We start from the raw sequence: 22459 nt of genomic DNA, 5'->3' as shown, positions 1-22459 counted from the left end.
CTTAAATGGTTAAACCACCATCAACCACAATACATTCACCATTGGTATAACTTGCTGCATCAGAGACAAGATATAAAACCGTTCCAGCCATTTCACGTTGCTCCGCATGACGGCGTAATGGGATTTCTTGCAACCAACGGTTATATACCTCTTCATTGCTAAATAGGGCGCCAGCAAATTTGGTTTTTGTTAGACCTGGGAGTATGGCATTAACACGAATCCCTAAAGGGCCGCATTCTTTGGCAAACGCTTTCGTCATATTCACCACGGCTGCTTTGGTAATTGAATAAATAGCTTGGCGGTCGCCTGGTTGTAATGCATTCACAGAAGCGGTGTTGACAATCGCACCGCTGCCTTGAGCTCGCATCAGTTTTCCAGCTTCAATCGACATAAAGAAATAACCACGAATATTGACCTCAACCGTTTTGTTATATGCCGCAAGGTCTGTATCGAGAATATGGCCATAATAAGGGTTTGCTGCAGCATTATTGACTAGAATATCCAAACGCCCATGCTTAGAACGGATATGATCAAAAATAGCCGTAATATCCTCCATTGAACCCACATGACATGCAAACGCTTCTGCCTTGCCACCTGCCTGAATAATTTGATCGGCAACCGCTTGGCAATCATCAATTTTTCTACTCGAAACAATGACATGTGCGCCATACTCAGCTAAAAGTTTTGCAATTTCTTCACCAATCCCACGACTTGCACCAGTTATTAATGCGACTTTCCCTGTTAAATCAAACAAATTGGTTGGCATATTTTTACTCCTGAGCTTGGTCTATTTTACTGTTGGGCTTTTAAATTCTTGTGTTTGCCTATCAGTTTTGGAAACGAGTTTTTATTTGCTATCGAACATATAACATCGCTGGTACGATGCTTATAAACATACCCAACCTATAACAATGAATAAAATGAATTATTTGAATATTCAACTATGCATAAAATTAATATGTATGTTTCTTTTCTCTTATACAGTTAAGCTTCTACTCAAGAAAATCGTTTTTAAGCTTAAGTTCTTTTTCAATACATCTTTACACTGTTCAAGTACTTCAATAATTCACTACTCTTTTTTTCAATAACTCAAATTTGTTACCATTGCACCGCTGGAATGGTCTGAAAACACTTTATACTAGGGATGCTGGTTCTAAGGTTCATCCAGTTATTGTACTTTTCTTGAATTACATTCATTTTTTAAAAACTTGAAATTGGTTCATTAACCAAAAGTAAATTTTTCGTTTTTTTAAGGGTTTTTTACGCATGAATAGCGCTGAAATCATGGCTGATCTCTCCAACCACACTCCAATGATGCAGCAATATCTCAAAGTCAAAAAAGACTATCAACATGCGTTGCTGTTTTATCGTATGGGCGACTTTTACGAACTGTTCTTTGAAGACGCGCATTTAGCAGCCAAACTTTTAGGCATTACTTTAACCCATCGTGGTAAAGCAAATGGCAACCCGATTCCAATGGCAGGCGTTCCCTACCATTCAGCCGAAGGTTATTTGGCGCGTTTAGTAAAAGCAGGCCGCACTGTAGCCATTTGTGAACAAGTGGGTGAAGTCACCGGCAAAGGTCCTGTTGAGCGTAAAGTTGTTCGTATTCTTACCCCTGGTACATTAACCGACGATGCATTACTCACAAGTTATCAGTCCTCTAATCTTGTTGCGTTATGTATCCATCAAAACCAGATCGGTTTTGCTTTACTCGACTTAAGTGCAGGTATTTTTAAAGTTCAACAACAAGACTACAAACCGGAACAACTTCCAATTGAACTGGCACGCCTCATGCCAAGTGAAATTTTAATTGATGAAGATCTTGTCGATCAAAATATTATCGAACAAATCAAAAAGCATTTAGATTGCCCTGTAACCAAGCGCCCAAATGTAGACTTCAATTTAAACAATGCACAAAAAACCTTATGTGACCAGTTCTCTGTATCAACGCTTTCTGGTTTTGGTTTAGATCCGCTACCTTTGGCTAAAGCTGCTGCTGCTGCTCTAATTCACTATGCCAAAGAAACCCAGAAAACGGCGTTACCACATATTCGTTCAATTCTTTTAGAACAAAGCACTGACTTTATTGCGCTCGACCCAATCACGCGCCGTAACTTAGAAATTATTGAACCTTTGTTTGAACACGGCACATCATTATTCCAACTGGTGAACGACTGCCAAACTGCAATGGGTGGACGTTTACTTAGCCGAACACTCATGCAACCTGTCCGTGATACCGCATTACTTGATGCACGTTTAGATGCAATTGAACAGTTAATTCAGGGCTACCATGAAAGTCCGGTTCGTTTAGTGCTTAAAGAAATTGGGGATATTGAACGTGTACTTAGTCGTGTGGCGCTGGGTAGTGCGCGACCACGCGATTTAGTTCAGCTTCGTCATGCTTGCGCGCAAATTCCATTTTTACGAAATGCATTAGCACCTGTTGTACAAGCAAAGAAATCCAAGTTATTAGGACAGCTCGATCAAGAATTGGGTGACTTTAAATCGCTTCATCAACATTTAATGGCTGCGATTGTTGAAAACCCACCGGTATTACTTCGTGATGGCAATGTAATTGCAGAAGGCTATGATGCTGAACTCGACGAATTACGCCAAATTCGTGATCATGCAGGCCAATTCCTCATTGATTTAGAAATAAAAGAGCGTGAACGTACTGGCATTAGCACCTTAAAAATCGGTTATAACCGTGTAAGTGGTTACTATATTGAACTGACTCGCTCTCAAGCCGAACAAGCCCCTGCCGACTATATTCGTCGTCAGACCTTAAAAAATGCCGAGCGCTACATTACGCCTGAGCTAAAAAGTTTTGAGGATAAAGTTTTATCAAGTGAGTCTCGTGCATTAGCACGTGAAAAAGCGTTATTTGAAGCTTTACTTGAAAACCTTCGTGAAAATATTGCTCATCTACAAATGATGAGTTCAGCAATCGCACAAATTGATGTAATTGCAAACTTTGCTCATCAAGCGCGTTTAAACAACTGGGCACGCCCTGAATTTACACCAGAAACAGGTATTAAGATTCAAGGTGGCCGTCATCCTGTAGTTGAAGCGTTAAGTAAAGCGCCATTTACACCAAATGATACTTTCCTTGATGCCCAGCACCGTATGGCAATTATTACCGGTCCAAACATGGGCGGTAAGTCTACTTTTATGCGCCAAACAGCATTAATTAGTTTGCTTGCTTACTGCGGTAGTTACGTTCCGGCACGAGCTGCCAAACTTGGCCCAATCGACCGTATTTTTACCCGTATTGGCTCAGCCGATGACTTATCGACAGGCAAATCGACCTTTATGGTTGAGATGACTGAAACTTCACAAATCTTGCACCATGCGACGAATCAATCGCTTGTGTTAATGGACGAAGTTGGTCGCGGAACCAGTACCTATGATGGACTTTCTTTAGCGTGGGCTTGTGTGGTTGATTTAACCAAACGCATTAAATGTCTTTGCTTGTTTGCGACTCACTATTTTGAATTAACAGAGTTGGGCAGCGAACCTGGTATTGATAACTATCATGTCACTGCTCAAGAGTTAAACGGTAATCTGATCTTATTGCATAAAGTCCAACAAGGGCCAGCAAGCCAAAGCCATGGTTTACAGGTTGCAAAATTAGCTGGTATTCCAGCTAACGTGATTAAAGAAGCTCAGAAGCGTTTACGTATTTTAGAGAAGCAACAACAGCAGCACTTACAAACTAGTGTTCAAAGTGATTTGTTTGCAACTTTAGATTCAGAAGTTACACCAAGTACTCAAGTCATAGAGAAAGTGATTGAAGTTGAAGTCTCTTCACCTGCCCTCGATTTACTTAAGCAAATCGAAGTAGACAACCTGACCCCTCGTCAGGCACTTGAACAGCTTTATGAGCTAAAAGCAGCGCTTAATTCATAATCACTCATTGAGCAAACATGTGTATAGGCATGTTTGCTCTTACTTTAAGGAGAATAAAATTTCTATTTTCTTAAGGCCACTACAATACAAAGAGATCGATTTAATTTGGCAACACATTAGTCGACGTGAACTGATTACCCAACTCTACATACAAAAACAAGATCAACTCGAATTAATAGATTGTTTTTATGATGTTAAAAATTGGGATGCCTATCATTTAGAAAATGACCCACCAAAATTAAAAGAACTCTATCAACAAGGTGCTTCATTTGTAGGTGCTTTTAATACGGCTGAACAGCTAGTGGGCATTAGTGTCGTATCTAACCAACACATTGGTGATTATCCTGCTGCTAAATTACTGCAATATTTTTATGTCGATGCCAATCAACAAGGCCAAGGTATTGGCGCAAAGCTGATGCAAGCAGCCAAAGAGTCGACCAAGCAATTGGGCGTTCATCAACTTTATATTTCAGCTACGCCAAGTAAACGTACAGTCGACTTTTATATGAAGTATGGTGCGGCAGTATTGAAACATCCAGATCGGGAATTATGGGAGTTAGAACCAGAAGACATTCATTTGCTCTGTATGCTTTAAGACCCATAATTTAAGGATTTTTTAGCTATAAATGCAGCATAAAAGCAGCATTTAAGCGCAAGAGTCGGATTTAAGGTATCTAATCAAATAGATACCTTGACCCAAATGACATTTAAACCCATCAGAAAAAATTTATTTAACCTTTTGTTTTTAAAAATATATTTTTATCTCAATTTTACAATCTGACCAATCTTAAGGCCAGAACATTCCTTTGAATATCAAAGTTTTAACTTATCTTCATATGTATAAATAAACAATATCAATAAAAGCAATTGTTTGTTTACCCCTTTTTTGCCTAAAATAAGCTATTCGAAATGAAACCATATTTTTTAGGTAGCTGTCGCCATGACCTTTGTTGTCACTGAAAATTGTATTAAATGTAAATACCAAGATTGCGTAGAAGTTTGTCCTGTAGACTGTTTTTACGAAGGTCCGAATTTCCTAGTGATTAATCCGGATGAATGTATTGACTGCGCATTATGTGAACCAGAATGCCCTGCAAATGCAATTTTCTCTGAAGATGAGTTACCAGAAGGTCAGGAAGTATTTATTGAGTTAAATGCTGAACTTTCTCAAAAATGGCCTAACATTACTCAAATTGGCGATCAACCTGCTGACCGTGAAGAATGGAACGGCAAACCAGATAAGTTACAGTATCTAGAAAAATAATTTCAAAAAAAGATCAGCAACCGCTGATCTTTTTTATACCCTATTCAAACATTTCATTGCAAATTCCTCGTAATTTGTGCACTGTTTTGCATTAAAATAGGCGCAATATTTATTAAGCTTTTGATTTTTCTTATGCGGAAGTTTTTGCAGAGTCTGCTGCCCCTATGCATAATCCCTGCGGTTATGGTAGGTTGCGCCAGCTCTCCCCAACACACAACAACAGGCAAAACCTCTCCAAGTAAACGCATCTTTATTCCTCAAGAACGCGTTATTATCGAACGTCCAATTCCACCTAAAGTTGAGCCTGCTTCTTATCGTGCTTGGTTAAATACTGGCGATCATTATGAACGTGTACGCGAATACGAAAAATTTCTAGCGCGTCATGATGTTGCTGGCATCGTACCAAGTTTTGAATTATTAAGATCAGCTCGCGATTGGCAAAAATGTGGCAGTTCAGAATATGCTGTTCCAAACCGTGAACTTTGGAATAACTCTTTATCGACCTTACGCGTCTTTAAATATTTAATTGCTGCAAAAGTTTTAACCGACTTTGAAGTGACTTCGGTTTATCGTGACTTACCTTTAAACCAATGTGCTGGTGGTGCAAGTTCTTCTAAACATTTGTTTAACTCTGCCATCGATTTCCGTATTGGACCAGAAGTTCCACAACCGCAAGACTATGCGTTTATTGAAAATACCAAGTTTAAATTGTGTCAGTTCTGGGCCCAACATGGTCAAAGTTTAAACTTAGGTATTGGTTTATATAGTTCAGGACAAATCCATATTGATACTCAAGGCTATCGTACTTGGGGACCTGACCTAACCCGTAATACTTCCATGTGTAATTTCTAAAATATAAATCCCCTTGTGCGCTTCAGTTTAAGGGGATTTGCTCATTCTATAATCAACCAAAATTTCTTAATCCGAAGATTTTTGCACTCTAGTCATAAACGTTTAAAATACGCCTATCAATATACAGGTAAATTTGACTATGCAGCAGTTGTGGACAGACATTGACGAATATATCGACTCACATTTAATTCCCGAAGATCCCCGACTCGACTTTGCATTAAAAAATACCGACGAACACGGCTCTTCAAATCATCTTGCAGTTGCTCCAAACCAAGGCATGTTTTTACAAATGCTTATTCAGATGAATAAGTGTAAGCGAGTTTTAGAAATTGGAACTTTTGCTGCCTACAGTACAATTTGGCTAGGACGTGCCCTGCCTGAAGATGGCTATTTGCTTACCATTGAAGGTCGCGATACACATGCAGAAATGGCCAAAAAAAATATCGACCATGCGAATCTTCCTGTAAAAGTTGAACTAAAAGCTGGCCGTGCTGCCGATATACTTTCAGCGATAGATCCACAGTCGATTGAGCCTTTCGATTTTATTTTCATTGATGCAGATAAACAGGGTTATCCGGAATATTTAGAACTCAGCCTTAAGTTCTCAAAATCAGGTACGATTATCGTGCTAGACAACGTCATCCGTGCGGGCGATATTTTGAATCCTGAAAACAAAAAACCGAGTATTGAAGGTATTCGTGAAACCTTTAAAGCTTTAGAAAACCATCCGCAAATTCTGTCTTGTACAGCTTTACAAACGGTTGGCTCAAAAGGTCATGACGGCTTCGCGATTGCAATTGTTAAATAGTGATCAAAAAATCATCTTTTCTATTTTATTATTTATAATCAAATAATTACTTTTATTACCCTTGCTTTTCCATATAGTTATCCACAAGATTTGCGGATAACTATATGCTGATCTCATCATTTAGCCACAAGTAATGGCACAGTCGCGTTTCGGAATATGGTCGTTGCAATACTTCCCAAGAAGAACTGATGAATTTTGCTATGGCTAAAAGCACCGAGCACAATAATCTGAATACCGTGTTCTTGTTGGTACTCAAGAATATTCTGGGCAACATCACCATATCGGTAAACAGTGACGACATCTAGGCCGGCTTCTTTAAGGAAATGTTCTGGTTCATTCAATATTTCAGGATGATCGCCCACATACACTAAATGGCACTGTAAAGTCCGTAATAAATCACTTTGTGCAATACGGCGCATCATTTTTTGACACGTAGGAGAGTATTCATAAGCAAATATAAAACGTGTCGGTACTTTGAAGTTTTCACCAATAGTCAGAACCGTGCAATTTGCGCCTCGAATGAAGTTTTCGACATTGCTACCAATTGGTTTATGCTTTTCGGCAGCCCTTTCGCCCACTCGCCCTAAAATAACAATATCATTTTCATGCAAGAGATTGAAACTTTGCTCTAGAAAATCCCCTTTTTCCTGAATTTTGGAGCATGTAATTCCGTGTTTTTCTTTAATTAGATCAGAGATATGTTTGAGTAAGTTATTGCTGTAATCTAAAGCGAGTTCACTTTGTTTTTGCTCTAATTCAGCCAACTCTTTAAGCAACATTGCATTGCTTTCAAAGCCGATTACACCACTTATTTCACCTAAGTGATAACTTGCTGGGTAGTAATCTAAAATTTGTAATAACACAAGCTCTCGTCCAGTTGCTTTCGCAACCCAAGCCGCTGCATCTGCAATAGCATTAATACAAGGTGATGAATCAATACACGCAATAACACGGTTCATTTTTGCCTCTCTTCTTCAGGTCTATTTGCCTTGGAGATTTTTCTATAACTTAGCTTTAACTTAACATAGATAAAAATCCGTATGTTAAGGTTTATGTATTAAAATCCACTTTTTTGTTTAAAGATCAAACATTTTATTACATTCTTAAGACTGTATTATTCTCTTAAACGGATAAATTTTGCTGGGTTTCCACCCACTATATGGTACGGCTCCACATCTTTTGTCACCATACTATTCATACCAACTACAGCGTGTTTACCAATTTTAATTCCGTCTTTAACTCCAACATGCGCGCCTAACCAAACATCTTTTTCAATTTCGATTCCCTGCGAACGAACAGGCTGTTGATAAAGCGGACGGTCTAGTTGCATACCATGATCAAAGGCATATAGATGACAATAAGCAGCAATACGAACTTGATCGTGTAGTTTTATAGCAGCTCGACCACCATCTAAAATACAGTGGTGGTTAATAGCGACTTCGTTACCAATCTCAAGCGGTCCATGTAAACTACAATCTGCCGCAATAAAACAATTGTCACCAATCTTAATTTTCCTACCCGGCTCGGCAAAAATATGGGCTAACGGTGAAATAAAACAGTTCTCCCCGATCTCGACTGTTTCCATATCCATTAAATAAGCCTGATATTCTTTTTGCCATTCTTCTGCCCAGGCACGGTGTTTGGGCTTTAAAGTCCAATATAGCCATGGCATATAATTTAAACGGTGCTTATGTTGATCACGGTATTTGAGTAAGGAATCAGTCATCTGCTAACTCCTCCTCAACTTTTAATTCTTCTCGGCCACGAGTGACATCACGGAGCTTTAAAGCAAGTGGCTCAATCTGGTGGATTTGTAATCTAGCTTCAATATCTACCCCTATTGCAGTATAGGTTTCCTGAAAATCAATTTGCTGCTGCGTAAGCTCATATTGAAAAATAGCCCATTCATTAAAATGACAAGAAAAGTGAATGGTCTTCTTTTCAATAAGTTCAATTCGCTCAGCTAACAATAAGGATTGCCCAGCACAACCGCCATAGGCCCGTACTAAACCACCAGTTCCCAGTTTTATACCCCCATACCAGCGGTTCACCATGACGATAATATTAGTTAAGTCGTTGCCTTCAATAGTTGCCAGAATTGGACGCCCTGCTGTACCAGATGGCTCACCATCATCATTAAAGCGAACGTTATGCCCAATTTTCCACGCCCAACATTGATGGGTAGTCGATATATCTTTATTTAATTCTAAAAATTCTTTCACTTGCTGTTCATTTTCTACTGGCGCAGCAATAGCCTGAAATCTACTTTTTTTAATTTCTTCTTCAAATGTAACCGGTGCTGCAATCGTAAAAGCCATAAATTAAATAAAGCATAATAAAAATCAAATTATAACGTGAATTTAATAGAAGCGAACCTATAAAAAAAGCCCCGAATTTCGGGGCTTCTTCTGTTATCTTTCTCGTAATGCTTCTTTCGCTTTATTAAATGGTTTAAGCAAGTAATCGAGTACAGTTTTCTCACCAGTACGAATATCTACCGTTGCCACCATACCCGGTGTAATACCAAAAGCCTTACCTTGTTTATTGTAGAGCTTGTCTGTATCAGTTCGGATATAAACGCGATAATAGAATTGATCCTGTTTAACTTCATCACGAATCGTGTCTGGAGAAATAACGGTAACTTTACCTTTTAAACCACCATAAATTGAATAATCATAAGCTGTAATTTTTACTAAAGCTTCCTGACCAGGGCGAATGAATGCAATGTCACGTGGCAAAATGCGAGCTTCAATCAGTAACTGTTCATCAATTGGAACAATCGTCATTAACTTACCATTTTGCGGAACGACACCACCATGAGTTGTTACTGTAATTTCTTTTACAACACCGCGTACAGGTGCTCTAAATACGGCACGCTCTAAACTGTCATTACGGCCCATCACGACCTGTTGTTGAGTTTGAGTGTCAGTATTTGCTTTAGATAACTCTTCACGTGCTTTAACGTAATATTGGTTACGTGCATCGTTCATTTTATTTTGCAAATCATTTGCTTCACGGCGTAAACGTAAAACCTCAACCTCACTGGCAGCGCCTTTGGCAACTAAGGGTTCAGTCATCGCTAATTCTTGTTGAACCAACTGTAATGCTTGCTTCAAGCCAGAAAGCGTTTGCTGTAAATCAGCTTTGCGAGACTCATATAAAGCAGTCTCTTCGCGTACAAGCTTCGGATCTTTCGCTACAATTTCAGGAAAAAACCAACGGTGTACCATTCACTTCTGCACGCAAAAGTGCCGCTGTTGCCTGAGCGGCAATTAATAAAGATCTTGATTCACCTACATTCGAAGCAAAACGAGTCGGATCCAACTGAGCAAGGATTTGACCTTTTTGAACAATGTCACCTTCTTGTACATTTAATTTAGTTAAAATACCGCCTTCTAAAGACTGAATAACCTGTTCTTTAGATGATGGAATGACTTTACCTGTACCTGTAGACACTTCTTCTAATTGGAAAAACCATGCCCAAATAAAGAAAATAACGAGTCCAATTCCCACAATCCAAATGACCAAACTGGCACGTGGTAATGGTGGTTCACTATAAGATACATTCATTGAACGGGTGAGTTCTTGTTGTTGTTCGCTCATGAATTATCCCCCTTGGCTTACTTGTTTTTGTTGGGCTGTTGATTGATTAAGTACTTGATCTCTTGGTCCATCCATCACGATCTTGCCCTCATTCACGACAATAATACGATCGACCAGTTCTAAAACAGCGCGGCGGTGTGTTGCCACAATCAATGTGCGATGCGCCAACCATCCTTTAAGATGATCAATGAGTTGCTTCTCGGCAACATCATCAATGGCTGCTGTTGGTTCATCGAGTAATAGAATATTCGGTTGACGTATTAATAAACGTGCAAATAATAAAGCTTGTTTTTGACCACCAGAGAAACCGACACCACCTTCTAAAATGAGGTGATCCAGCCCTTCTTTTTTCTCTTGAATGAAAGGTAATGCGCCTGTCACGACCAAAGCACGAAGAATATCTTCATCGGTCGCAAGTGGTGCACCTAAGGTCAGGTTTTCACGGATTGTTCCGTAAAATAAATGAGCATTCTGGTTGAGTAATCCCATATCACGACGTACATCGGATGGGTCAATTAAAGACAGATCTAAACCGTCCAGATGCACAGCACCTTGAGTCGGAGATTGCATGCCAGATAAGAGTTGAAGTAATGTCGATTTACCTGCTCCATTACGACCTAAAATTGCAATCTTTTCACCCGCACGAATTTGCAAATGGCGAATTGCCAGACTTGGTTTTGGGTCATCATCCCCGTATTGGAACATGACATTTTTTAATTCGTAATTACCGTTTAAAACAGCTTTATGAACCAAATGTGCACGATCAGCCTGATCAATTGGGCGCTGCATGAGTTCATCAAGACTTTGTTTAGCAACTTTTGCTTGCTGTAAACGACCTAATACCCCTGTAATTTGGGCAATCGGTGCCAACATACGTGAAGAAAGAATTGAACACGCAACGAGCGCACCCGTGGTCATTTCCCCATCCATTACCGCAAAACAGCCCACTAACACCACAATAGCGTAAGTTAAGCCCTGAACCATTTGGGTCCAAGCCATTAAAGTACCAACAATTTTACGCTGTCTCATACCAATGTCGGCTGAAACTTCATTCATGTGGTTCCATTGGTTTTGGAAACGTGATTCAGCACGTAATAGCTTGATGTCTTCAATACCCTGTACTGCTTCTACAAGTATTGCGTTACGAATTGAAGACTCTCTCATACCTTCTTGTGCAAGTTGAGCCAATTTCTTCTGTACTAGAACACCTGGCAAAATCATAAGCGGCACAACAAGCAACATAACCCAGAATAATTTTCCTCCAATAATCGCAAAGATAATCAGGAACAAGAAAAAGAATGGGAAATCGGCAATTGCACTAATAGTAGTTGAGGTTACTAACTCACGAACACCTTCGAGTTCACGAATCTGGGAAATAAAACTACCGGTAGATTTAGAGCGATCTTTATTTTTGATACGTAAAGCATGGCCAAATACACGGTCTGAGACACGTAAGTCGGCACGCTTACCAATAATATCGGATAAATACACTCTCGAAACGCGTAAGGTAAACTCGAAAAGAGCCGCAATGAGTACACCACCTGCCAGCACCCATAAGGTCGGGATTGACTGAGATGGCACAACACGGTCATAGACTTGCATCGAGAAAATAATGGTTGCCAATGCCAAAATATTGGCAATTAAAGAGGCAAACATAATATCGATATAACGTTTCCAGTCTCTTAAAACAATCGACCAGAACCAGTTAGCTTCGTATGGCTTGATATATTCATCAATACGGGCGTCTGGAATAGACGTTTCAGGGCGTAAAATATAGACATTTTTGAGTGTCGTTTTTAGAACGTCTAAAGATAAGTTTTGTGAAAGACCTTGATCTCCACTGAACTGAATACTCACATTACCTTGCGTATCTGCTTTATCGATTACACCGACTTGTCCATCATTAAACTCCACCATAACCGGTAAACGCCATGGGTTTAATAAGTCTAAAGAAAATGGCGCCTTACGAAGATTAAGACCGACCTGACGCGTCATTAATTGCAAGACATCATCTAGATTCTGGTTTTGGTTCCAGTCGAGTTGTAAACGAATTCTTTCTTCTGACGGTTCGATTCGGTAGTGTTTGGCAATAGTTAAGACCGCCTGTAACCAAGGCTGGTAATTTATTTTTGTCATCATGGTTGTACTTCGAACCCCTGAATTGAAATATTATTTAAGCCATAGGCTTGGCGGGAACGTCCTGTTGCTGCAATGTATTGAACAATGCTGTTATAAATGTCATAACGTGCTGATTCGAGTTCTGAGTTGGCACTATGAATGGCTTGTTCAGCATTTAATAAATCGACCAGTGAACGGGTACCGAGCTTATATTGCTCTTGGTAGAGTTCACGTGTACGAACCGTCGTTGCTTGGCGACTTGCCAAAACCTGCATTTGACGTTGTTTATTTTCAATTTGTTCACGACTTGTTCTAATTTGATCCAGCACATCCAGATAAACGGAATTGACTTTAGATTTAGCCGCTTCTTCAGCATAACTTGCCATTTTTACTTGTGAAGCGGTTGCACCACCTTGATAAAACTGACTTGTTGCTTCCAACATGACTGAACTATATAAGCCATCATCCTTATCATTATTTGGATTTTTACCGTTAATCGCCTGACTGACCGAGCCTTTAACAGCTAAGGTCGGATAACGTGTTAAACGGGTTTGTTCTTTTTGTGCTTTAGCAACCTCTACACTTGCCTGTGCGGCAATCATTTTAGGAATAGTATTAAACTCAGGTTCACCATAAAGGTCAGATTGCTTTACGAGGTCTTCGGAAATAATCCATCCAGTACGAGTAACATCTGCGCCGAGTAACGTTCTTAAATGCTGTTGATATTGACGTAACAATGATTGCTGCGCAATTAAGGTCGACTGCGCTGCTTGTAAGTATGACTGCGCCTGAATTGGATCTGCCTGACTCGCGACACCGGCGTTTGCTCGTAGATTAGCAATGTCTTGAATGCGTTGAATACCGGCAATTTGCTGCTCAGCAATTTTATTAAGTTGAAGATAACGCTGAATATTCACAATAGTTTGTGCAACATCCAAAGCTAGAGTATCAACACTGACTAAAACATTCGCTTGTTCAACCTGAACTTTAGCCTGTTCAACATTCACACCTGATTTGACCTTACCAAAGTCATAGAGCATTTGAGTAGCACTTAAAGTGAGTAGCTGCCTACCACGCTCGCCAGTGCTTAAATCACCAGTTGAAATTCCTCCAGCCAGCTGGGGATAGTAACCGGCTTTAGCAACGTCAACTCCTGAATTTTGACCTGCTAAAGTTGCAATAGATTGTGAAATATCTGGACTACGCTGAATGGCAATTTTTACCGCATCTTGCAATGTCATCGTTCGAGATGGCAAGTTGGAAAAAGATGAAGCCGACTTATCATTAAGTTGAACAGTTGGAAATTCCTGCACAATAGAACGATCTAGCTTGAAATTACTAAGCTCGTGCATCTTGGCAACTTTAAAATCATCACTACTTTTAGGGACAAAAAGTTGTGACAAGTTTTCTTTCAGGGTGTGGTATTGCTCACTTGGTTTAGCAGCGTATATCACAACAGGAACATGTAGTGTACTTAAAAGCATCAGCCCTTTCAGGAAAGCCTGCTTTCTACATTTCCCTTTCACTCTTTTCTGGTTATATCCAATCATGCTTATCTTGTTGATCTTGTTGATCTTGTTGATCTTGTTGATCTTGTTGATCTTGTTGATCTTGTTGATCTTGTTGATCTTGTTTGTTATCGTTTAAAAGCATCTCCATTCTACATAGTTTTTCAATGAAAACAGCATAATTGGTCGAATAAATCACACATTATTTTTTTATTAAATGAGTGGTATATGTAATTGTTTTTATTTATAAAACATCAAAAAACAAAAAAGAGGCCTTGACCTCTTTTTAACCAATTAGATTAATGACTTTAATTAAACTGTAAAATCATCACCCAAATAGACTTTACGTACCTGTTCATTGTCTAAAATTTCTTGTGGTGTGCCTTCAGCAATTACCGAGCCTTCACTTACAATATAAGCACGTTCACAGATTGCCAAAGTTTCACGAACGTTGTGATCGGTAATGAGTACACCAATACCACGATCTTTTAATGTTTGGATAATATCTTTAATATCGCCCACTGAAATTGGATCGACACCCGCAAATGGCTCATCCAATAGCATAAACTTAGGGTCTGCTGCCAAAGCACGCGCAATTTCCGCACGGCGGCGTTCACCACCCGATACACTCATTCCTAATGAATCTTTGATATGACTAATTTTAAAGTCGTTTAACAACTCATGAAGACGTTGTTGGCGTTGTTGCTTATTCAAATCTTTACGCGTCTCTAAGATCGACATAATATTTTCAGCAATCGTCAACTTTCTAAAGATAGAAGCTTCTTGAGGCAAATAACCAATACCTTTACGCGCACGCTCATGCATCGCTAGATCTGACATATCGAGGTCATCAAGATGAATCTCGCCCTTATCCATACGCACAAGCCCAACGACCATATAGAAACTGGTCGTTTTTCCGGCACCGTTAGGACCAAGCAAACCAACAATCTGTCCACTTTGCATACTAAAAGAGACGTCTTTGACAACCCAACGCTTACTATAGTTTTTGGCTAAGTGCTTAATACACAAAGTTTGCGGTTGTTGAAGAGCTTGCTGCATTAGTCACGCGCTCCTGGGAAACTTTTAGAACTTGAAGGTGGAATAATAATTTGTACACGGTTTGAAGAAGAACCTTGAGCTTCAACATCACCTTTGTTCATACTATATTTCAGAGAATTACCACGAATACTTGAACCATCTTGGTATAAGTATGCGCCGCCAGACAGAGTAATAATGCCTGTATCTGCATTATAGACAATCGTTTGCCCTTCACCACGTGCAACACCTTTATTGGCATTGATTTGCTGTTGGAACTTAGCTGGTCGGCCTTTGGCAGTAATCACTTGAATTTCACGTTTCGAGTTTAGATTGGCAACAATTGAGTCAGCTTGAAGCTTCATCGTACCTTGCTCAATCACAACATTACCCGTGTAAGTGGTCAAACCAGTTTTGTCATTATAAGTTGCACGGTCTGCGACCAATGAAATTTGTTGATTACGGTCAGACGGCAAAGCAAAAGTCGAAGCAGATGATAAAGCAACGAATGTAATTACCGCAGCTTGTTTTAGGAAAGCTGAAGAACGTTTTAAATTAAGACTTTGGTGCATACTTTCCTCGAATATTAAAAAATTCGTACTGACCGTTATTCAAATTGCCTTTTAATCCTTTACTCACAAACTCGCCTTGTGGAGACTGAACAACCACTTGATGGTTTGTTTCAATGTCTCTGGTTTTTGGATAACCTGTTAGTTCATCGGTTTGGAACTCAATGGTTCCTTGAGGTGCAATCTTGGTTGCGACCACATCGCCCGATAACACAACCTTTTGATTATCATCATATCCATAAGCTTGTTTAGCAAAGAATGTTGCATCAACTTTACCTAATTTATACATAGAGGCGTTAAGTTGATCCAACTTTGACGTTTTTTGTTGCATATCCTGCTCAAGCTGACGAACTTCAGCACGAATATACAAATTGCCTTTGTCATCAGTTTGAGTCAAATGGACGCCCTGCGCCGAATACGTCATATTCTTCGCCGAACCAATGTCCAGTTTTTTTGCCTTGCCACTATAGTAGTAATAACCACCACTCACAGCAGCAACTACTACAGCAACAATATATAAAACTCTGGTATCCATGAGCAGGAATAGCCTACCTTTTTAAGTAATCTTGTTATTAATGCGGTACTGCAAGATATTTTTCAAGAAGTTCCTGGTAAATGCCTTTTGCGATCAGCAACATATCACAGACTTCACGAACAGCTCCACGACCACCCATTGCTTGGGTCACTAAGTGCGCACGGCGGCGCACTTCTTCATGTCCGTTTGGAACGGTAACACTCATTCCTGCAATCGCAAATGCTGAAAGATCTGGCCAATCATCGCCCATATATAAACAATCTGAAGGCAAAATATTAAACTGTGCACAAGCTTCGCGAAGTGCCGAGCCTTTGTCTTCACGACCCTGAAAAACGAGGTCTACACCCAAATCAGACATACGTTTATCAACAATATTACTTTTTCGACCAGTAATAATGATGACTTTCATGCCCGCTTGTTGCGCAAGTTTCATACCCAAACCATCACGGATATCGAATGATTTAATTTCATCGCCCGTGTTAGTTAACGTCACAAAGCCATCACTTAAAATACCATCAACATCCAGAACCAATGCCTGCAAATGACGTGCTTGTTCTAACAATGCATACGATGCCATGGATTAATTCACCCCTGCCTGAATAAGATCATGCATACTAATTACCCCAATCACTTTATTTTGGTCGTCGACCACCACAAACTGACTGATTTTTTTCTGGTTAAGTTGTTGTAACGCTTCTACAGCACGTGCTTCTTGAGAAATAGTTGACGGTTTTTTGGTCATGACCTCAGACACAGGTAAATTCACATCAAACCCTTGCTGTTTATCAATGAGACGACGTAAGTCTCCATCTGTAAAAATACCAAGCAAGTGGTCTTGTTCATCAACAATTGTCGTTAAACCTAAACGCTTATTTGAAATCTCGTAAAGCACTTGATTCATTGGAGTCTCAGGTGAAACTTTTGGTAACTCGTCACCTGTATGCATTAAATGTTTTACATGTAAAAGTAAACGCTTACCTAATGCCCCTGCTGGATGCGAACGTGCAAAATCATCAGCAGTAAAACCGCGTGCTTCAAGCAAAGCAACCGCTAAAGCATCGCCTAAAACCAAAGTCGCTGTCGTACTTGAAGTAGGAGCCAAGCCTAAAGGGCAAGCTTCATCCGACTCACCTAGAGTTAAAGCGATATCAGCATTTTGCGGCATTGGACCTTTATCATCACGACTAATCGTAATCATCGGTACGCCGAGATGTTTAATAAGCGGCATAAGCATCATGATTTCATCGCTTTTTCCTGAGTTGGAAATTGCAATAAGTACATCACCGCGAACCAGCATACCTAAATCGCCATGGCCCGCTTCACCAGGATGCATAAAGAAAGACGGCGTACCTGTAGAGGCAAATGTTGCCGCCATTTTTCGACCAATATGCCCAGATTTACCCATACCTGTAATCACAACACGACCTTTACACTGCAACAGTACTTCGCAAGCACGGTTAAAACGGTCATCAATTTGTGTTGCTAATACATCTATGGCTTGTTGCTCAATACGCAATGTAGCTAATGCACTGCTTTGGAAATCTGTAGGATTAGGCATACGAGTTTGACTCAAAATAATTGATCTGATCTCTTAATTGAGATCGGTGATTTTAATCAAAAGATTTGGGGGCATTCTAGCATAACTCAATCAGTTACACGTTTTTAAATGTATAAGATTTCACAAGCTTATAAAATTCATGCATAAAACTTTGTTAAAAATGATGCATCAGTTATGATGTAACACTATTTTTGTTGAGTGTTTGAAAACCCTTATGCAACCGTTTGTTTTATATAACTCTGAGCAACGAAAAAAAGTTGAATTTGTACCTCGCAAAGAAGGTCACATCGATATGTACGTCTGCGGTATGACCGTTTACGACTACTGTCATATCGGGCATGCTCGAGTTATGGTTGCATTTGACTACATTATCCGTTTCTTGCGTAGTCAAGGCTGGAAAGTTCGCTACATTCGCAACATTACCGACATTGACGACAAAATCATCAAACGTGCGAATGAAAATGGTGAAACGATTCAACAGCTCACCACTCGTTTCATCGACGCTATGAATGAAGATGCAGCGAACTTAGGCTGTTTAGCGCCAGATGAAGCACCGAAAGCGACTGAATATATCGACCAGATGCAAAACATGATTGGCAATCTGGTCAATAAAGGCGCTGCTTACCCTGCTTCAAACGGCGATGTTTATTTTGAAGTCACCAAATTTGAAAAGTATGGTCGCCTCTCTGGTCGTAAGCTTGATGACATGCAAGCTGGCGCGAGTGAGCGTGTCGATGTAGAAGTTGAAAAGAAACATCCTTTTGACTTTGTGCTTTGGAAACGTGCCAAAGAAAATGAACCGTCTTGGGCATCCCCTTGGGGTAATGGCCGTCCGGGTTGGCACATCGAATGTTCTGCAATGTCAACTTGCTGCCTAGGTAACCACTTTGACATTCATGGTGGTGGTTCAGATTTAATGTTCCCACACCATGAAAATGAAATTGCACAAAGTGAAGCCTCAACTGGTGAGCAGTATGTGAATTACTGGATGCATGTTGGCTTTATTAACGTTGATGGCGAAAAGATGTCTAAGTCTTTAGGCAACTTCTTTACGATTCGTGACGTGATGGAGAAGTTCCACCCTGAAGTGATCCGCTATTTTATTGTGTCTTCACACTACCGTAGCCCAGTGAACTTCTCTGATGTAGCGCTTAAAGAAGCAAAAACTTCTTTAACTCGTTTCTACCATTCATTTAAAGCTTATCAACAAGTATATGGTCAAACGACAACTGAAACGCTTGATCAAGGCTTTATTGAACGTTTTAACAACGCCATGTGTGACGATTTCAACACTGCCGAAGCAATGGCTGTATTGTTTGAACTCAACAAAGAGTTAAACCGTGCTGTAAAAGAAGAGCAAGCTGACCAAGCGACTGTGCTTTATTCGACATTACGTTACCTCACCAACATTTTAGGTTTGGTACAACACAATGTAGATGATTTCTTAAAATCAGATATTGGACAAGAAGCGCTTGCATTGTCTGATGCTGAAATTGAAGATTTTATTCAACAACGTGTTGATGCTAAAAAAGCTAAAGACTTTGCGAAGGCAGATGCTATTCGTCAGTCTTTACTTGAGCAAGGTGTAGTTCTCGAAGACACCCGTCAAGGTACAGTTTGGCGTCGTGCTGATTAAACGTTCAATTAGATCACAAGAGTGTTGACAGTTTAATGAAACACTCTATAATGTGCTCACATTGCGGGAATAGCTCAGTTGGTAGAGCATAACCTTGCCAAGGTTGGGGTCGCGAGTTCGAGTCTCGTTTCCCGCTCCAAAATTTGTTGTTAAAAATCAATAAGCTGAAAGATTCTAGTAATCTTTTGGCTTGTTTTTTATTGTCGATAGGTCAGCTATGACTATTCAAAATAGTCATATTTCACATTAAAAAACGCTTTATATTTCCGTGCCGCCGCCAGAAAAGTGGGTGTCATTTGTACATCTTCAATTTTTGTCGGCAGTGCGCCACCATGAAATTTGGAGTGTTAAAAATGCAGAAACCGACCCGTCGCGGCAACGCTTGGCGTATTGAAGTTCGATTCAAAGGTAAACGTTACGCAGCCACACGTGACACAGCTAGTGAATGTGAACAGTGGGCCGCAACCAAACTATTAGAATTACAATCTGAACAACCAGTTTCAGAACCTGAAAAAATCCACATCTCTTTTCAAGCCCTCTTTGATATGTATTATCAGGATGAAGGGCGCAAAATGAAAAGTGCTCGTTTAATTGTTCAAATGCTCAAATGCTTAAAGAAAAATTGGGGCGAACTAGCAGATGAGTCTATACACAATTTAACCCCTGCTCTAGTTAAACAATGGCGTGATAAAAGATTGAAGCAGGTTAAGGGCGCAACTGTCATTAGAGAAATGGCGATGTACAGTTCAGTTTTTGACTTTGCACGAAAAGAATTATTTTTAACTAAAGAAAATCCATTCAAAGAAATTACAAAACCTTCAGCACCGCCGCCAAGACACCAACGTATTAGTGATGACCATATTAATAAAGTAATTAAAGGCTTGGATTATGAATGGGGTAAAACACCCACGCAGCCTAGACACCGTGTTGCGTGGTCATTTCTCTTTGCCCTTGAGACTGCAATGCGTAAAGGTGAAATCCTTAGCGTGCAAAAGTCTTTAATATTTACTGACTTTATCCGGCTATTAGATACCAAAAACGGCTCATCTCGTGACGTGCCTTTAACTGCCAAGGCAAAAGAAATGCTTTCTTGGTTGCCAGATGATCCAAACGATAATCGCATGGTACCGCTTACATCGAATGCTTTCCGCTTAATTTGGCAACGTAATTTACGCCGTGTTGGTTTAGATGGTGTTATTACTTTCCACGATTCAAGGCATGAAGCAATCACGCGCTTTGTTCATGACTATCGTTTGCCTGTTGAAATCCTTGCTAAAATTACAGGTCACAAAACTATTAGTGTACTGGTTAATACCTATTACAATCCGACTGCATCCGAAATAGCCAAAATGCTAAACGCCGCATAATAAGAAGCCCCTATCTAGGGGCTTTATTTTACATGTCTTGTTTCTTGGTAAACTGCCACCAAGTTTTGTTGTAATAAACTTGGTTCTGCAAAAAGTTAATTTTTAATTCATTGCCGTTATAATCATAAAACTTGGTTACTTCACCGTTTTTATTTATATCAGCAAGCAGGTTGCATGTATGCTCAGCCTTACCCGCCTCCATAACCATAATCATCACTTGCGCCATTTTAAAAACTCAAATTGCCTTTACGCATAATGATACTTGAATATTGTTATTGATTGAATGCGCTGTGCATCCTGAAAACAGAATGCACAGTAGGCAAATTAATAGCGCAAGCTTTGATCTTTTGCAGTGAAAGACTTTCATGACAGAAACAACTTTTTCTCAGCTGCACGACGGTTTACTAATCCTTTGATCAATTTACCGTTGTCATAAACCCACTTGTCAAATTGATTGGCCGCGCCTGCAAAATTACCCGCATTAAGGGATTTCAACATTGTGCTTTTAGAAAACGCTGTTTCCCCTACGTTGTAAACAAATGAAGCCAATGCATCAAACTGGTTTTGCGTAGGTTGAAATTTTAAGTACTTATCTAAACAAGCATCAACCCAAGCACAATCGTTTTTCAACCATTCTTCAGCTTCAGCCATTGTACACATATCACCTTTCTTAACACGTGTACCATTTGGATATTTAATGGTGCCGTATCCGATCGTCCAGACACCGCCAGTATCCTGGTATGCCTTTGGCTCAAACCCTTCAAAAGATTTAATAAGTTTGTATCCGTTTTCAGATATATCGCGAAAGCCTGTTACAGCATCACTCATCTTATACCCAATGACTTGAGCAAATGTTTTTAGGCCATTCATCGCGATAATTGAATCGCCTGCTGTAACTTGTTCTTGAGTTAGCTTGCCGCCAGACATGGCACGAAGCCATGAATATGCTTGCGCAATTTGCTCTGCATTATCTACTGACATTTGCCCTCTCCTACTTGAATATAGCTTTGAATGCTTCTTTAATTTCAAAAATTAAAGCGCTCATTGTTTTACCTTTCCATAGTTGAATCGCTTGGTACCAAATACCAATAAGCAACATCCCAAAGACGGCAAAAATCAGCATCACAAAGCCTTGGGCCATGTGTGAATAATGGCTTAATTCAAAATATTCAATAAATGCAGAGCCACCATACAAACTAATAGTGATGCTAATAAATAGCTTTAAAATGACGCTACGATTTATTTTTATCATCCCATCTGTATTGATATCACCGCTCAACATGAGGGCAAGAATCCCGCCCATCACCGCTGCCCAGATTTTTAAAACCCATGGTAGGGATTTAGCTGTTAAAGGGTCGTTCATTTTTGCCACCAATCTAATGTTTTCATCATTTTATTGATTGGTTTATTTTTAGTATCGTTTTCTGTTGACAGTAAAAAGCCCCAAATTAATTGGGGCTTTTTATGACTATACTTTGGTAATTATTATTTTCAATCTCGTACCAATAAAATCAGGATCATCTTCAATTAAAACTTCAGTGCTGAACCCTTTCTCAAAAAGTAGATTAGAAATGGCCGTTGTTGTTTCTTCACTTAAAGTCATCTTTGAATAAAGAGTACATACTCCGTTTTGTGCAATATCTGATTCTATTTTAGGCAGTGCACCTTCTACATACATTTCTGCGTAGTTCATA

22 protein-coding genes, 1 tRNA gene and 1 pseudogene are annotated in these 22459 nt (G+C 39.7%); 8 read left to right on the top strand and 16 right to left on the bottom strand.

Annotation, left to right across the window (positions count from 1 at the left end; translation table 11 throughout):
• Position 1 precedes the first annotated feature (1 nt).
• Positions 2–766: an SDR family oxidoreductase gene (locus HMPREF0014_RS09280; RefSeq protein WP_006580611.1), complete on the bottom strand. Its 765-nt coding sequence runs from the start codon at positions 764–766 to the stop codon at positions 2–4.
• Between the two features lie 500 nt (positions 767–1266).
• On the opposite strand from HMPREF0014_RS09280, the gene mutS reads away from it, so the two are divergent.
• The 5 genes from mutS (at position 1267) to HMPREF0014_RS09255 (ending at position 6836) form a co-directional block, all read left to right on the top strand.
• A complete protein-coding gene (gene mutS, locus HMPREF0014_RS09275; RefSeq protein ID WP_004887948.1) occupies positions 1267–3912 on the top strand; it encodes a DNA mismatch repair protein MutS in 2646 nt (881 codons plus the stop codon).
• 64 nt (positions 3913–3976) lie between these two features.
• Entirely contained in the window at positions 3977–4507 is a 531-nt protein-coding gene (locus tag HMPREF0014_RS09270) for a GNAT family N-acetyltransferase (protein ID WP_079377141.1), read from the top strand.
• A 345-nt stretch (positions 4508–4852) separates the two neighbouring features.
• The gene (gene fdxA, locus HMPREF0014_RS09265; protein ID WP_002051033.1) at positions 4853–5176 is read left to right on the top strand and encodes a ferredoxin FdxA; all 324 of its coding nucleotides are present in this window, start codon (positions 4853–4855) and stop codon (positions 5174–5176) included.
• Positions 5177–5308: 132 nt separating this feature from the next.
• Positions 5309–6028 (top strand): D-Ala-D-Ala carboxypeptidase family metallohydrolase, encoded by a 720-nt coding sequence (locus HMPREF0014_RS09260; protein WP_006580609.1) that lies wholly within the window; start codon positions 5309–5311, stop codon positions 6026–6028.
• A gap of 139 nt (positions 6029–6167) precedes the next feature.
• On the top strand, positions 6168–6836 hold the full coding sequence (locus HMPREF0014_RS09255) for an O-methyltransferase (protein WP_006580608.1): 669 nt from the start codon (positions 6168–6170) through the stop codon (positions 6834–6836).
• A 116-nt stretch (positions 6837–6952) separates the two neighbouring features.
• On the opposite strand, the gene HMPREF0014_RS09250 is transcribed toward HMPREF0014_RS09255, so the two are convergent.
• The 11 genes and pseudogenes from HMPREF0014_RS09250 to HMPREF0014_RS09200 form a co-directional block, all read right to left on the bottom strand.
• Complete coding sequence (locus HMPREF0014_RS09250) at positions 6953–7795, bottom strand: universal stress protein (RefSeq protein ID WP_004887954.1); 843 nt, start codon at positions 7793–7795, stop codon at positions 6953–6955.
• A gap of 155 nt (positions 7796–7950) precedes the next feature.
• Positions 7951–8562 (bottom strand): chloramphenicol acetyltransferase CAT, encoded by a 612-nt coding sequence (locus HMPREF0014_RS09245; RefSeq protein WP_004887956.1) that lies wholly within the window; start codon positions 8560–8562, stop codon positions 7951–7953.
• Positions 8555–9154: a YigZ family protein gene (locus tag HMPREF0014_RS09240; RefSeq protein ID WP_004887958.1), complete on the bottom strand. Its 600-nt coding sequence runs from the start codon at positions 9152–9154 to the stop codon at positions 8555–8557. Before HMPREF0014_RS09240 ends, HMPREF0014_RS09245 begins: the two co-directional genes overlap by 8 nt.
• Positions 9155–9247: 93 nt before the next feature.
• Positions 9248–10439: pseudogene (locus tag HMPREF0014_RS09235) on the bottom strand (HlyD family type I secretion periplasmic adaptor subunit).
• A gap of 3 nt (positions 10440–10442) precedes the next feature.
• The gene (locus tag HMPREF0014_RS09230; protein WP_006580606.1) at positions 10443–12578 is read right to left on the bottom strand and encodes a type I secretion system permease/ATPase; all 2136 of its coding nucleotides are present in this window, start codon (positions 12576–12578) and stop codon (positions 10443–10445) included.
• A complete protein-coding gene (locus HMPREF0014_RS09225) occupies positions 12575–14041 on the bottom strand; it encodes a TolC family protein (protein ID WP_009498825.1) in 1467 nt (488 codons plus the stop codon). The genes HMPREF0014_RS09230 and HMPREF0014_RS09225 overlap by 4 nt, the downstream gene beginning before the upstream one ends.
• Positions 14042–14377: 336 nt before the next feature.
• Positions 14378–15124 carry an LPS export ABC transporter ATP-binding protein gene (lptB, locus tag HMPREF0014_RS09220; RefSeq protein ID WP_002051056.1) on the bottom strand — a complete coding sequence of 249 codons (747 nt, stop codon included), beginning with the start codon at positions 15122–15124 and terminating at the stop codon, positions 14378–14380.
• Complete coding sequence (gene lptA / locus HMPREF0014_RS09215; protein WP_002051027.1) at positions 15124–15672, bottom strand: lipopolysaccharide transport periplasmic protein LptA; 549 nt, start codon at positions 15670–15672, stop codon at positions 15124–15126. Before lptA ends, lptB begins: the two co-directional genes overlap by 1 nt.
• Complete coding sequence (lptC, locus tag HMPREF0014_RS09210; RefSeq protein WP_002051045.1) at positions 15656–16204, bottom strand: LPS export ABC transporter periplasmic protein LptC; 549 nt, start codon at positions 16202–16204, stop codon at positions 15656–15658. The genes lptA and lptC overlap by 17 nt, the downstream gene beginning before the upstream one ends.
• Positions 16205–16241: 37 nt before the next feature.
• The gene (locus HMPREF0014_RS09205) at positions 16242–16781 is read right to left on the bottom strand and encodes an HAD-IIIA family hydrolase (protein WP_004709751.1); all 540 of its coding nucleotides are present in this window, start codon (positions 16779–16781) and stop codon (positions 16242–16244) included.
• A gap of 3 nt (positions 16782–16784) precedes the next feature.
• Positions 16785–17762, bottom strand: a complete 978-nt coding sequence (locus HMPREF0014_RS09200; RefSeq protein WP_002051059.1) for a KpsF/GutQ family sugar-phosphate isomerase — start codon at positions 17760–17762, stop codon at positions 16785–16787.
• Positions 17763–17976: 214 nt separating this feature from the next.
• Here HMPREF0014_RS09200 and cysS point away from each other — a divergent pair, with 214 nt between their 5' ends.
• The 3 genes from cysS (at position 17977) to HMPREF0014_RS09185 (ending at position 20765) form a co-directional block, all read left to right on the top strand.
• Positions 17977–19398 carry a cysteine--tRNA ligase gene (gene cysS, locus HMPREF0014_RS09195; RefSeq protein WP_004887966.1) on the top strand — a complete coding sequence of 474 codons (1422 nt, stop codon included), beginning with the start codon at positions 17977–17979 and terminating at the stop codon, positions 19396–19398.
• A 63-nt stretch (positions 19399–19461) separates the two neighbouring features.
• Positions 19462–19537 (top strand) — tRNA-Gly (locus HMPREF0014_RS09190).
• A gap of 214 nt (positions 19538–19751) precedes the next feature.
• Positions 19752–20765, top strand: coding sequence for a site-specific integrase (locus tag HMPREF0014_RS09185; RefSeq protein ID WP_001171608.1), 1014 nt, complete (start codon positions 19752–19754; stop codon positions 20763–20765).
• 28 nt (positions 20766–20793) lie between these two features.
• Here HMPREF0014_RS09185 and HMPREF0014_RS09180 read toward each other — a convergent pair whose 3' ends face one another.
• The 4 genes from HMPREF0014_RS09180 to HMPREF0014_RS09165 all read right to left on the bottom strand — a co-directional run bounded on the left by HMPREF0014_RS09180 (position 20794) and on the right by HMPREF0014_RS09165 (position 22458).
• Positions 20794–20991 (bottom strand): hypothetical protein, encoded by a 198-nt coding sequence (locus tag HMPREF0014_RS09180; protein ID WP_000079897.1) that lies wholly within the window; start codon positions 20989–20991, stop codon positions 20794–20796.
• Between the two features lie 137 nt (positions 20992–21128).
• Positions 21129–21746 (bottom strand): lysozyme, encoded by a 618-nt coding sequence (locus HMPREF0014_RS09175; RefSeq protein WP_000109885.1) that lies wholly within the window; start codon positions 21744–21746, stop codon positions 21129–21131.
• A gap of 10 nt (positions 21747–21756) precedes the next feature.
• Positions 21757–22128: a hypothetical protein gene (locus HMPREF0014_RS09170; RefSeq protein WP_000999570.1), complete on the bottom strand. Its 372-nt coding sequence runs from the start codon at positions 22126–22128 to the stop codon at positions 21757–21759.
• A gap of 105 nt (positions 22129–22233) precedes the next feature.
• Positions 22234–22458, bottom strand: a complete 225-nt coding sequence (locus HMPREF0014_RS09165) for a hypothetical protein (RefSeq protein WP_001104859.1) — start codon at positions 22456–22458, stop codon at positions 22234–22236.
• Between the last annotated feature and the right edge of the window lies 1 nt (position 22459).

The sequence above is a fragment of the Acinetobacter sp. RUH 2624 genome (assembly GCF_000162375.2).
Classification (GTDB): Bacteria; Pseudomonadota; Gammaproteobacteria; order Pseudomonadales; family Moraxellaceae; genus Acinetobacter; species Acinetobacter nosocomialis.
Note: the sequence above shows the minus strand (reverse complement) of the source record. Positions and strands in the feature narration are given on the sequence as shown.